We start from the raw sequence: 13,875 nt of genomic DNA on the forward strand, positions 1-13,875 counted from the left end.
CTACTTCTCATTCAGTTCGCGTGCCAGATCGGTAATGATTCTCACCAGACGAGGCCACGACTCGGCTCGTTCGGCTGCTTCGGCCTGCACACGGGCAGCAAGGCAGGTCGCCAGATCATCTTGAAAATAGCGCACAATGGCTTGTGCCAGCGCAGTTGCATCCTGGGGCGGGACAATGAGTCCTGTCATCCCATCTTTGACCACCTCTGGCAGACCACCAACATTAGTGGTAATGACTGGTTTGCCAAAACCGAATGCCAACTGTACGACAGCACTTTGGGTTGCCGAGATATACGGCAACACAACGACATCAGCTGCTGAAAAGATTGCTGGCAGCTCTTCATTTGGTACATAGCGATTGATGAATGTGATCGCGTCAGCAACGCCAAATTCGGCGGCATATCGTTCGTAATAGGCTTGTGATCCCCAAATTTCACCCACTACCAGCAAATGCACATCGAGCTGATGACGCACCTGAGCTAACGCCTGGATTAGATATTCTAGCCCCTTGTACGGCCGTACAAATCCGAAAAAGAGCAGGATGCGCCGTTGATCAGGCATCTGCCACTGATCACGCAGCGCAGCAGTCATAGCAGCTTTCGCTTCCTTTGAAACAGGCTCATATGTAGGTAGGAAGGCTTTGACAATCCTGGCTTGTGGGAGCAATGCTCGTGCCCGATAGCGATCAGGATCGCTGTGGACAATTAGCGCATCTGCACGCCGTAAAACCGTCATTGCCAATCTTCGATCAATCACACCACCGCCATCATGTGGTAATACATTGTGACAAATCATTGCAATCTTCGTCGCCGGTGGTCGTTTGAGCAGACTCGAAATAACCGTCAGACTGGGTGTCCAATACGGAACCCACCACTGTAAGAGCAAGAGATCAGGCTGATCAGCACGTACCCGACGCACTAATCGCCACCAGGTCAAGGGATTCATTGGATCGAGAAGATACTCGCAATCGACCCGGAGCGCAGTGCGACTCGGATCACGATCACTACGACCGGGAAAGAGCCAGGTGGGATACTGACGGGTAAACGAGTAGAAGAACGTCGTATGACCAGCCGCACGAAGGTGATAAACCAGCATGGTACTGTACTGGGCAATTCCACCTCGAAAAGGATAGGTTGGACCAACAACTGCAAGTCGCACTAGCGAATCCTCCAAATACTCACCCCGTTCTGGCGGTAGATTAACTCATAAAATGGTGAAGCGTCGATCTGTGCTGGATCAAGATACTCGCCACCAGGATTGGCAGCCGGTCCGTTATAGAGAAAATCAAAGCCTGCTGCGCGTAATGCCGCTGCCGCCTCAGCACTGCCTATAGGGAATTGCTGAACTGTCTGATGAAGTACGGCAATCTGTCGCAACGTATCGGGTGGATCAGTCGCTTCAAATCCTACAGCCATTGGTAGTAAATTGGTACGGCGTCCGGTAAGAAAGCTCAACCACCATCCACCATCGCTACCGGCATACACATAACCACCGTAGGCAGAAAATCCGTTCACATAGATCGCCGCATCTGCCGGTAAATTGGTTTTAATCCACTCGGCTGCCGCTATATCAGCCGGAGTTGCCAGTTGATAGGAGGGATCAAGAATGCTGACCTGGATCGAGGTACCCCAGCCCAGTAAGCTCAGGGCCAGTATGATCTGAACTGCGATGATGGAACTATCCTTCCACTGCCAGGCTGATCGCATCAGGGTGGCAAACAGGCGTATCAGTGTCAGCCAACCAGCCCCAGCCGCTGGCGTAATAGCTACATATGCACCAATTAACACTGTAAATGTGGTGATCAAGCCCTGTCCATTCAGGCCGAGTAGTTGCGGATTCGCCGCCAGCCAGGCGAAGATAGCCCAGAGCGTCAGGACAATACCAGCCGCTTGTCGCCGCCACAACAGACTCGCCAGGCCCAGAACTGTCGGCAGGAAAAGACCCGTGCGAAATGCTGCCCCAATGATGTCGAGCGAGATGGGGTTGCTCACTTCAGAACTGGTATTCAAGAGGGCGGAAGCCAGACGCATGATCTGACCTTGTTGTACACGCCATAGCCAGGGTCCGACCAGGAGACCTGTTCCGGCAGCACCGAGCAGGCCGATTACACTCATACGCAGCAAATACTGCCACTGGTGCGATGTGTAGAGGGCAAAGGCTGTCATTGCGTAGGCAAGGATAAAGCACATCGTCAGTATTGCTACTCGATAGTGACTGAGTAATAGGCCAGCGCTAGCAATACTGGTCAGGAATAATGGTTTAAGCAGGGTACGCCACGAGAGATGAGGCTGTAACGTTTGATCAAGTAAGGTCATCCAGGCCAGAGCCACTGCCGGTAAAACGGTTTGCCCGGCTAGTTGTGTATATCGTCCCCAATTCACGTAATATGCCGGATAGAGGCTGAGGAATCCGACCATCACGGCCGCCCAGAGACCAGTCAGTCGCGAATTGGTTAGTCGTGCCGTCAGTAAATATGTCAACGGTGCGGCCAACCCATTCATCACCTGCCCAACCAGGATCACTCCCTGTACGGCTGATACACCGCTTAACCAGTGCCACCAGGCCGCCATCGTATGGAAGGCGTAGTGATAGGTAAAGGTTACGGCTGGCGCATACGGTTGCCAGGAATGGAAAAGGCCGCCGTGATCTATCAGCAACTGAGTAATAACAGTATGATGGTATGAGTCACCAAAAAAACCAACTGGTACTTCACGTACAATAAAAAAGCGAACAGCTAGAGCAGTAATTGTGAGTAAAGCGATAGCTAATCCAATCAGATTTCGGTGATGATTTTGATGTAATGTACGTAGTTGTGGGGGCCAGAAAGCAAGGATGGAAAGCATCAGCATCATTAGCCATGCTGAGACACTATTCCAGCGCCATCCAATCAGATCACTCACGAGAAGTAAGAGCGGTAGTACGCCACAACTGAGGCTGGCTGCATATATCAACCGTTCAAACCAGATGAGAGGAGCCTGACACAGCCAGCGTAATACAGCAAGGCCAGGGAGCGTGAAGAGGATGATACCGCTAAGCAGCGTTAGCGGTGCATGAAGCAACGTTTGTGGGAGCCACCAGAGCAATCCAGGCGCTGCCATGCTCACGACAGCCGCCAACCAGATCACAGCTAACCAGATTGTCGAGTGGGATGATGTATCTTTACCTGCAACGATCACGCATCGATCCTCATGATGTCAGCCATAGAAAAGCGTGCTTATTGTAGCATGGCTCTTTACACAGCGTGCAAAAGGATTCCAGGTAGCTGCATCATTATCAATTACCACAAAAACCCTGTGATCACAATGACAGACCACAGGGTACAGTTCTTGTCTGATCAGAGAAAGCTACGCATTAAACTGCGTCCAGAACGTTTTTTCATACTCTTTTGCTGCCCGTTCCACTTCATCTTTCGACATCAGGTTCATCCGTACCAGCAATTGGCCTAAACTGTAACGCTTCCCTTGCTGATCGAGACGGATCTGCTCGGTAAGCACTGCTTCGAGTTGGGCCGCCGTAATATAACCGTGCTCAACCAGATACTCACCCAGAACCTGTGGGGCAGTACGGGCCCGGCTCCGTTCTTGCTGTTGAATGATCAATGCCTTTGCCAGCTTTGCTGGTGTGATTAATCCGCGCCGTAACAAGAGTTGACCAATCCGTCGGTCGGAGACCAACAGACTACCCCGACGTTGCTCGGCCAGCACCTCTTGTAGTTCGGCTTCGGTGATGGCGCCAATCGAGACGAGAATATCACCGATTAAGCGAGGTTTTGGTTGTTCATGAAAGTATGGTGTTTTCACGTCCGAGAGCAGACGCATTGTGCGGATCTCATTCAGGCGTTGTTGGGCAAAGCGGTCGGCCGGGTCTACCGTTAACCGTGCCTCAAGGTAGGCGATGAGCAACTCTTCATCATCAGGTGCAAGGATCGATGCCCGTTCGAGACAATCTTTGCGCTGCTGCGGATCATGCACTAATTTGCTCAGGGCAACCCACGCATCTCGACATTGATGCCCTTCGAGCAAGTGCTTGCGGATACTTGCCATATCTTGTTGATGTTGTGCAACAAAGAGACACGGTACCAGACACTGTTTCATGAGGTTTTCCTACGATATAACGTCGTTGTTATGAAGCCTCTACAACAGAATGTGTGGTAATCTACACGTGTTGTAGATGCGTAGTCTTATATTATACATGCCTGGATTAGAATTGTGTGAGAGTATGTATGGACACTTTCAAGACAATCTTGACTGGTTTGGGCAATATTGGCCGTACTTTCCTCGAACTGCTGGTGGCTGATTCGGAGCGTTTTGCACTTCGTTATGGTTTCCAGTTGCGGATTATTGGGGTTGCCGACTCGACAGGTGTTGCGTTTGATCCTGACGGTCTTGATCTCCCTGCCATTACTGATTGTAAGCGTCGTCGGCTTGGTGTACGAGTGTTACCAACGTTCCGACCGGAACTCGATCCGATTAATCTTGCACGAACTGTTGATTATGATCTGCTGTTAGAAGCAACTCCTACCAACCTCCGTGATGGTCAGCCGGCGCTCGACATTGTTCGGGCGGCTTTGCAACGTGGTAAAGCTGCTGTCCTGGCCAGTAAAGGGCCATTGGTGCTGGCGTTTGCCGAATTGGCTGCTCTCAGCGATTGGGTAGATGATCTCTCACCGTACAGTGTGCGTCCACCGTTGCGGTTTTCTGGCGCCGTTGGCGGTGCGTTGCCAACCATCAATGTTGGTCTTCGTGATCTGGCCGGTGCCCGTATTGAACGGGCTGAGCTGGTTGTCAACAGTACGACTCAGGTGATTCTCGAACAGATGGCAACTGGTGCTGATTTTTCTACTGCCCTGGCCGAAGCCCAACGTCAGGGCATAGTTGAGCCTGATCCGTCTCTCGATGTTGATGGTTGGGACGCTGCCAGTAAGCTGGTTATTTTTGCCAACGCGGTGCTACGGCAACCAACCGTACTAACCGATGTGAACATACGCGGCATCCGTGAAGTGACAGCAGACGAGTTGGCGGCGGCGTGGAGTGCCGGTGGCCGAATCTCACTGGTCGCACGCGCGGATTGGCAGGCAAATGGCCGATATGTCTTCTCGGTTGCCCCAACCAGGCTAGCGGCCGATCATCCACTCGCTCGCCTCTCACGTGGCGAGATGGGTCTGGTGATCTATAGCGATACCGCCGGTCGCTCAACGCTCAGTAGTCTCGAAAATGGCCCACTAGGGACGTGTCAGGCGATGTTGCGCGATGTTATCGAACTCAGGCATCGATTGCGACACGCTAAGAGTGTGTCTGAAATTTTATCTGGTCGAGGGTTTTGATGGATACGTGATGGTATGAACGAACAAAACACACGAACTTCCTATCCTACTGACCTTATGGACGCTGAATGGCAACGGATTGCCCCCGCTCTGCCGGAACGGACGTCACCCTGAGGGCGGCATCGCGTCCATGCGTACCGGGAGATGCTGAACGCCATCTTCGCTATCGTGCGCAGCGGGTGCACCTGGCGGATGCGTCCTGATGACGTGCCTCCTTGGCAGACTGTGTCTCATTCCGTTCGGCGCTGGCAACGGGATGGGACCTGGGTACGCATCCATGCGGCCCTCCGCACGGACGTGCGCGTTGCCGCAGGGCGGGAGGCAGCACCGATCGCTGCGATTCTGGATAGCCAGTCGGTCACAACGACCGAAAACGGGGGACGCACGGGGCTGATGCTGGCAAAACCGTCCACGGACGCACACGCCATCTGCTGGTGGATCCCGTGGGCGTGGTGGTGATGGTGGTGGTGCATGCCGCCAATATCCAAGACCGCGACGGGGTGCGGTTGGTGGTGGGCAACCCCCATAGGAAGCAGTCGCGCCTGCGGATGATGTGGGCCGATGGGGGCGATGCTGGCCAGATGGTGGAATGGGTGCAGCGCGTTGGTGGCTGGCCCCTGGCCAGCAGCAAGCGTCCCGATGGGGTATCGCGCTTCCACGTGTTGCCGAGACGCTGGGTGGTGGAACGGACGGTTGCCTGGCTGGGGAGGTATCGCCGCTTGAGGAAGGACGACGACGCACGCACCGCTACGAGCGAAGCGTTCATTTATGTCGCCATGATTCACGTTATGGTCAGACGGTTGGCCCGCATCCATATCAACGACTCTTCATAGAATTTTCAGACACTCTCTCAGAGGTAGGAAGCGTTGATCAACAGAATCTAGATTTTGATAATGGATGTCTACTCTTATCTAAATGTTCTTTTTTGAACAATGGTATATGCTTTCAAACACTTGGCATTCTAATCAGGTTTCGACCACACTCTGAAAGTACGGTGACAAACCAGCTCTTGGATTAACTGAGTGAATGGCTGACAGGCTGTTATTCAAATCATGCTCATCAGTATGTTTCTGCTCACTACATAGCAACCTTCCACACCTTCAGCTTCTCTTGTAAGTGTGGAAGGGGGTAAATATGATACATTTTAGGTAAGGAATATGCAAACATGCGCTAAGGAATAAGGCCAAGTCGACGGCCACGAGCCACTGCCTGTGTGCGTGAAGCAACACCTAATTTGCTGAAAATGTTGTTAATATGTGATTTCACGGTACTCACGGCAATAATCAATTTGGCAGCGATTTCGTGGTTGCTGCGCCCTTCTGCCATCAGACGCAGAACCTCGATTTCACGCTGACTCAATGGTTCGGATAAGTCATTCGATGTGGGTGAGGTGGGGATGACCATCGACGATAGGTCATCGTTTTCAAACAGCGAGAAAATATATTCACCAAACGATGATAGCTGTTGACGATTCGCGAGCTGGCTGAGGATGCGGCGAAGTGGTTCACCTGCTTGCGAAAATGGTGCCACGATTCGTTCACCGGCAGCTAGTTCGAGGGCAGACATGATTGGCTCGGTGGCATCTTCACCAGCGGCTGCCAGCGCTAACCCGCGTAGCAGTGCTGCATCAAAGGGTAACAGGGTCTGCCAGAGTGCTCTTCCTGACAGTTCTCTCAGTTCAGTGGCCAGTTCACGGAGGGCCTGCACATCACCATTCGCAGTACCTTGAGCCAGCCGCCATTCATACTGTGCACGAGTGATATGCTCGCGTGCGTAGAAGATGGCCGTCGGCAGGTAGTAAAATTCTTGCGCTACCGATACGCTCTTTGTCAGTAGTTGTCTGGCCGCCGTTATATCTCCCTGTTCGAGCAGGATTTGTCCTTCCAGACCATCTAGTACTGCTAGTACCCAATGAACCTGACGTTGTTGAGCCAGAAAGCGAGTCTGACGGATCACACGTAGCGCACCAGTCAGATCGCCTCGCGATCGGGCAACTCGTGCCATAACAATCAAGAGACAGAGATAGCTGGTGATCTGCCCTGACTTAATCAAACTTTCAGCCTCGGCGAGTGCTGGTAAAGCGCCAGCAAATTCGTGGCGGATATGGTAGAGTTCGGTAAGCCCCAGAAAAGACAATCCGATACCCGGAACGGTTTGATTGCGATAGCGACGCATGGTCTGTTCGAGTGTATCACGACAGGCGTGAATTGCCGTACTGAATGCGCCGCGCAGCATAAGGGTATAGGCATAATCACTACTTGCCAGTGCAGAAATATACGGCAGGCCAGCGTTCAAACCATTGATCATCGCTTCCTTGAAAGCTTGCTCGGCCTGTGATAGATAGCCCTGGGCAAGATAGACGTAACCTAAGTCTTTAGCCACGCGCATTCGCAACGATTGATAGTCACTTTGTAACCAGTTCAGGGCTTGTTTTCCCTCGCTGAGCGCCTGTGCGATATTGCCCTGTAAGATTGCCAGTCGCAAACGCACGGCGCTCAGTTCGCCACGTAAGTTTGCAATGAGGCCAATCGGTGTAGCGGTACCGCTCGCGACATCGGCCAACGCACGTTCGGCCACTGCAATCCAATGGGAGGCTTCTTCGGCCTGATAATTGGTGGTAGCCAGCCAGGCTCGTAACAGAGCTATGCGGGGATGCTGTTCAAAAGCCTCTTCTGGAATAGCGGGTAACCATCGACGAAGGGTCTCCTCACTAACCTGCGAGATAATTGCCAGTCCATTTGGTTCGAGCATAGCCACGATGTCATCAATGGCCTGTGCCTGCAAGGCGTGATGAACTGCCTGAACGAGCATTCCATGCGCGGCGTACCAGACGCCTGCACGACGATGGAGCGTGGCGACCTGCTCTGGCGAACAACCCACTACTAACCGCTCACGCAAGACGTCGGCGAACAAACGATGGTACCGGTACCAGACTCGCTCGGTGTCAAGTGGAAACAAGAAAAGATTGTTGCGTTCCAGTTCCGTGAGGAGTGATTGACTGTACGATTGCGCCGATTGTCCACCCGTCGTATAGTCACTTACGCCAAGCACTGCATCACACAGTGCACCACATAACCGTTCGAGAATCGAGGTTTGTAACAGGAACTGTTGTAGATGAGGGGGTAATTGGTTGAAGACATCTTCAATCAGATAATCTGCCACGTAACGATTACTGGGAATAGGATCATCAATCACTTCTCCCCGATTTATACGATCACGCAATGCCAGGGCAGCCAGTTGTAAGCCCGCCGGCCATCCTTCAGTGCTCTCTAACAAGGTGACAATCTGTTCGCGATTGAGAGGCAGTTCCATTATTTCCAGGAGGAACGTTGCAGTCTCTTCTGGATTGAAAGCCAGATCAAAACTACGCAATTCGGCCAGATAACCGCGTGCTCGCCAGCGTGCTAGCGGCAAGGGTGGATCGCTCCGGCTGAGAATGATCAGATGGCACAGGGGTGGAAGATGATCGACCAGAAATGTGATCATGTGGTGGATGTGCGAATCAGTGATCAGATGGTAATTATCCAGCGCAATGATTGTGGGGCTAGCTGTTTCGGCCAGATTATTGAGCAATTCCGCACACCATTGTTCAACATCGATCTCACTATCTTCGTTGATAAACGCTTGTAATCGATCACGCCGCTTGTCAGGCAGATGATGGAGTGCTGCGAGCAGATACGCAAGCATACGGCGAATGTCATTATCGGTACTATCGAGACTGACCCAGGCAATATATGGCCATTCTTTACGAGCCTCAACAAGCCATTCGGCCAGGAGTGATGTCTTACCATACCCTGCTGGGGCTGCAATCAAGACGAGTCGTCGATGCAGGGCCAGTCGTAGACGTTCGTGTAAGCGCGGGCGGGCGAGCAAGAAAGGGAGAGCTTCTGGTGGCTGTAATTTGGTGCGCACAAGCGGCATCATTATGCCACCTCCGTGCAATGATCATTGGTGAGACGATCACAGGTTGAAATATCGTTGCATCTTCTAGTCTACCATAGCTGATGGTAGAACGGTAGGTCATTGCCAGCAGGCCAGCCGAAGCCCTCCGTGCTTCTCGACGCTCTCTTTTCTCACGCCTCACAACTTAAGGGTTTTCCCCTAATTTCCTCTTAGGGGTAACTCCCCAACGGATTTCAGGGGTAGGCTGCTAGGCAAGTCGTATGGATCGTGCTTCAATAGCACCATCTGAATGCTGTCCTGCAATCGACACAAGGAGGTGTATCTACCGGCAAAGAAACGCTGTTTGTGGTTTAGTGCATTGCTCTGTTGTGTTGCCTTTTTACCTCAAGGAGGAATGTGATGTCAAAGAAGACTCTGTGGCTCATGCTGTCTTTGTTGACAGCCTTTGTGTTCCTACTGACTGCCTGTGGCGGCAGCAATACCGGTAATACCGGTGGAAGCAGTGGTGGTAGTACCGGTGGATCGAGCCAAAAACTTGCGGTTGGTATTGTCCTCCCGACTAAAGATGAACCCCGCTGGATTCAAGACGAAACCCGTTTCCGAGAGGCGCTCCAGCAGGCTGGTTACCAGGTTGAAATTCTCTTCAGCCAGGGTTCATCGGCGAAGGAAAAGGAGAATGTTGAGGCGCTGATTTCTAAGGGTATCAAGGTACTGATCATCTGCCCACACGATGGTACCGCCGCTGCTGCTGCGGCCGAGGCTGCACGCGCTGCTGGCGTAAAGGTCATCTCGTATGACCGCTTGATCCGCGAGACTGACGCGGTTGATTATTATGTGACCTTCGATAGCATTGCGGTAGGTGCCCAACAGGCGCAGTACCTGGTCGATCACGCTAGTGGCAGTGGCAATCCGCTCTACCTCTACGCCGGTGCTGCCTCTGACAACAACGCTTTCCTCTTCTTCGAGGGGGCATGGAAGGTTCTGCAGCCCAAGATTGCTGACGGTACCTTTGTGATCAAGAACTCCAGTGAGGCGGTTGCCTTGCAGAATAAGCTCAATCTGACCCGTGATGAGATGGCAAAGATTATCGGTCAGGTCACGACGAACTGGGATTTCAACACGGCTAAGAATCTGGCCGAAGCGAATCTGACCGCTGTTACTGCCGCTGATAAGGGCAAGGTCTATATTCTCGCACCAAACGACGGTACGGCGCGGGCGATTGCCGATGCCTTTGCCGCTGATAAAGATGTTACCCAGTATTTTGTGACCGGCCAGGACGCTGAGAAGGCTTCGGTGCAGTATATCATCGATGGCCGCCAGTCGATGACCGTGTTTAAGGATGTGCGGACACTGGTGAAAGATGCGATCAAGGCTGCGGTTGCTCTGCTCGAAAATAAGCAGCCTGAAGCGCGTGGTTCCTACAACAACGGGAAGAAGGACGTGCCCGCTATCCAATCGCCAGTTGTGACGGTGACACGTGAGAATGTGCGTGCTGCATTGATCGACTCGGGTTACTATAACGCTAGCGACTTCACCAATCTGCCCTGATCATAGCCTCTTCTGGTAGGCGACTGGAATTGTTGAGAGACAATTCCAGTCGCTCAAGCGTACCAGCACAGGCGATACAAAGACTATACATCCAGTACAAAAGTATAAGGCGGTGTAGCATGGAAACCCCGATTCTGGAAATGCGCCAGATTACCAAAGAATTCCCCGGTGTGCGTGCGCTTGATAACGTTACTTTCAGTGTCAAACGGGGCGAAATTCATTGTCTGGTGGGCGAAAATGGCGCCGGTAAATCAACGTTGATGAAAATCTTGAGCGGTGTCTATCCATACGGGTCGTACAGTGGCGAGATTTTGATAAATGGTCAGTCGCAGCGTTTCTTTGGCATCGCTGATAGCGAGCGGGTTGGCATTGGCATCATTTATCAAGAACTGGCGCTTGTTCCAGAAATGACAATCTACGAAAATATCTTTCTCGGTCATGAAATCTGTCGGAATGGTATTATCGATTGGAATGAAACCATCCGCCAGGCTAACGAGGTACTGCGCAAAGTGCGTTTAGCTGTGAATCCGGCAACTAAAATTCGTGATCTGGGGGTTGGCATCCAGCAATTGGTTGAAATTGCCAAGGCATTGAGTCGTGAAGTAAAGATTCTCATTCTCGATGAACCTACAGCAGCACTTAATGAGGATGATAGTGAGAATCTGTTGAACTTACTGCGTGAACTCCGCGATCAGGGTGTTACATGCATTCTTATCTCACATAAACTCAAAGAGGTGCTGTCGGTAGCAGACACAGTTACGGTGCTCCGTGATGGTAAGACGGTTTGCACACTTGACGCCCATAACGGTGAGGTCAACGAACAGGCACTGATTCGGAATATGGTCGGACGTGAAATTACTAATATCTATCCACCACGCAATCGCCGGGTCAGTGACGATGTCGTGCTTGAGTTACGCAACTGGACAGTTTATTCACCGGAGGCCGGACGTTATTTGTTGCGTGATGTAAATCTGCACGTCCGTCGTGGCGAGATCGTTGGTCTGGCCGGACTGATGGGCGCCGGTCGGACTGAACTGGCTCTCAGCCTGTTCGGCAATGCACCAGGGTATCACATCAGCGGCGAACTATGGCTCAAAGGTCGTAAACGTACCTTCCACCATCCGCGTGAAGCCATTGCTGCCGGAATGGCCTATGTGTCTGAGGATCGCAAGACCAAGGGTCTGATCCTGATTCAAGACGTGCGCCAAAATCTTACCCTGGCTAACCTGAGAGCACTGGCGAACAATGGGGTAATCGACCGGAATGCCGAAATTCAAATCGCCGAGAAATATCGTCAGTCACTGAACATCAAGACTCCCACCATTGAACAGCCGGTCGGGAATCTCAGTGGTGGTAATCAGCAAAAGGTGTGTCTCGGCAAGTGGCTCTTCGTGCAGCCTGATGTTCTTATCCTCGATGAACCAACCCGCGGTATTGACGTAGGAGCGAAGTATGAAATCTACCAGTTGATGAATCGGCTGGTCGAAGATGGCATGAGCATCATCATGATCTCATCAGAATTGCCAGAAGTTCTTGGCATGAGTGACCGGGTCTATGTCGTCTCTGGAGGTCGAATCAAAGGTGAATTATCAATTGCCGAGGCAACTCAGGAAAAGATTATGGCGCTGGCCGTTGATTATTAATGCTGTACAAGTTACCGACTGATATATCAGATGAAATATCGCCACCGAACATAGCAGGAGAGGTACCATGACGACCAGAGCACAGGTCAAACAGACAACATTTCTGAGCAATCTACAACGAGTATTGGGGCAAAATATCCGGCAATACGGCATGTTCATTGCCTTGTTTGTTATCATGATCATTTTTTCGATCACGACTAATGGTATCTTTATCTCATCTCGTAATCTGAGTAATTTGATCAACCAGACCGGCTACATTGCAGTGTTAGCAGTTGGTATGACGCTGGTGATCGTGATCCGCCATATTGACCTCTCGGTTGGTTTTCTGGCCGGTTTTCTGGGTGCAGTGGCAGCAATTGCTCTGCGTTTTTGGGAATTACCAACCATTGTTGTAGTGCCGATGGTCATGGTGATGGGCATGCTTGCCGGTTTACTGACCGCTTTGCCGGTGGCAGAGTTGAAAATACCATCGTTTGTTGCTTCGCTGGCCGGCTGGTTAATTTACCGTGGTGCATTACAACTGGTTACCGCCGGTACCGGAACGATTATCATCGAAGACGAAACGTTCAACGCGATTGGCAATGGCTTCATTCCCGATGTCCCGTTCAGTCTGGTACCTGGCTACCATACCCTCACCTTATTGCTTGGTCTGGTGGCAATTGTTGCCTACGTTTTGAGCGAAGTACGTACCCGCAGCAAGAAGCTGTCGTACAATTTCGAGGTCTTACCCCTCGATATGTTTGTACTCAAACTGGTCTTCATTTCGACCCTTATTGGTCTCCTGGCGTGGATCATGGCCGGTTACAATGGTCTTTCGTGGACGATGGTCATTGTGCTGGTCGTTGTCGCAATCTATCATTTCGTCACGACGCAGACTGTCCTTGGTCGGCATATTTATGCGGTTGGCGGTAACCCCGAAGCCGCCGAGTTGAGCGGGATCAGTGTCAAGCGGATTACCTATATCGTCTTTGCCTCGATGGGAATGCTCTCGGCGTTGTCGGGGGTGTTGTTTGCTTCGCGTCTACGCTCGGCAACGACGACTGCCGGTACGCTGTTTGAGCTTGATGCAATTGCTGCGGCCTATATCGGGGGAGTATCAGCAGCCGGTGGCGTCGGGAATGTTATTGGCTCGATCATCGGTGCGTTGGTCTATGTATCGTTGACCAGTGGCATGAACCTGATGGGTATCGATATTGCGTATCAATACATCGTGCGCGGTCTGGTGCTGGTCGCAGCGGTGATCTTTGATGTGACAACCCGTCGGCGTGGTCGGGCAGGGTAAGTCTGGTAGACCTATCGGCGGGAGACGTCATCGCAGTGGTGCGCAGGTGGAGTCGACACAACCCTCCAGGCTACCCCGCGAGCGTCACTCCCTTAGCCTCCCGCTTGCGAGCGGCTTGCCAAGCTGCCTGCGGGCAGGAGATAGAACGTAGAGGCGGCTTTCCAAGCCGCCCGCTG

General features: G+C 52.0%; 8 protein-coding genes and 1 pseudogene. 5 read left to right on the plus strand and 4 right to left on the minus strand.

Features of this window, described 5'->3' with window-relative positions; all coding sequences use genetic code 11:
• The 3 genes from JE47_RS0108585 to JE47_RS0108595 form a co-directional block, all read right to left on the minus strand.
• On the minus strand, positions 1–1,158 hold the full coding sequence (locus JE47_RS0108585) for a glycosyltransferase (RefSeq protein WP_031459359.1): 1,158 nt from the start codon (positions 1,156–1,158) through the stop codon (positions 1–3).
• The gene (locus tag JE47_RS0108590) at positions 1,158–3,176 is read right to left on the minus strand and encodes a hypothetical protein (RefSeq protein ID WP_236631177.1); all 2,019 of its coding nucleotides are present in this window, start codon (positions 3,174–3,176) and stop codon (positions 1,158–1,160) included. The genes JE47_RS0108585 and JE47_RS0108590 overlap by 1 nt, the downstream gene beginning before the upstream one ends.
• 168 nt (positions 3,177–3,344) lie before the next feature.
• On the minus strand, positions 3,345–4,094 hold the full coding sequence (locus JE47_RS0108595; protein ID WP_031459361.1) for a hypothetical protein: 750 nt from the start codon (positions 4,092–4,094) through the stop codon (positions 3,345–3,347).
• 128 nt (positions 4,095–4,222) lie between these two features.
• Here JE47_RS0108595 and JE47_RS0108600 point away from each other — a divergent pair, with 128 nt between their 5' ends.
• Positions 4,223–5,323: a homoserine dehydrogenase gene (locus JE47_RS0108600; RefSeq protein WP_051871107.1), complete on the plus strand. Its 1,101-nt coding sequence runs from the start codon at positions 4,223–4,225 to the stop codon at positions 5,321–5,323.
• A 15-nt stretch (positions 5,324–5,338) separates the two neighbouring features.
• Positions 5,339–6,156 (plus strand): annotated as a pseudogene (locus JE47_RS20455) (IS5 family transposase).
• Between the two features lie 337 nt (positions 6,157–6,493).
• Here the strand turns inward: JE47_RS20455 and JE47_RS0108610 are convergent.
• Positions 6,494–9,247, minus strand: a complete 2,754-nt coding sequence (locus tag JE47_RS0108610; protein ID WP_031459363.1) for a LuxR C-terminal-related transcriptional regulator — start codon at positions 9,245–9,247, stop codon at positions 6,494–6,496.
• Between the two features lie 378 nt (positions 9,248–9,625).
• Here JE47_RS0108610 and JE47_RS0108615 point away from each other — a divergent pair, with 378 nt between their 5' ends.
• The 3 genes from JE47_RS0108615 to JE47_RS0108625 all read left to right on the plus strand — a co-directional run bounded on the left by JE47_RS0108615 (position 9,626) and on the right by JE47_RS0108625 (position 13,699).
• On the plus strand, positions 9,626–10,774 hold the full coding sequence (locus tag JE47_RS0108615; RefSeq protein ID WP_031459364.1) for a sugar ABC transporter substrate-binding protein: 1,149 nt from the start codon (positions 9,626–9,628) through the stop codon (positions 10,772–10,774).
• 119 nt (positions 10,775–10,893) lie between these two features.
• Positions 10,894–12,417 (plus strand): sugar ABC transporter ATP-binding protein, encoded by a 1,524-nt coding sequence (locus JE47_RS0108620; protein WP_031459365.1) that lies wholly within the window; start codon positions 10,894–10,896, stop codon positions 12,415–12,417.
• Positions 12,418–12,484: 67 nt separating this feature from the next.
• Positions 12,485–13,699 carry a sugar ABC transporter permease gene (locus JE47_RS0108625; protein ID WP_031459366.1) on the plus strand — a complete coding sequence of 405 codons (1,215 nt, stop codon included), beginning with the start codon at positions 12,485–12,487 and terminating at the stop codon, positions 13,697–13,699.
• Positions 13,700–13,875: the final 176 nt, after the last annotated feature.

The organism is Chloroflexus sp. MS-G (genome assembly GCF_000735195.1).
In the GTDB taxonomy this organism is placed as follows: Bacteria; Chloroflexota; Chloroflexia; order Chloroflexales; family Chloroflexaceae; genus Chloroflexus.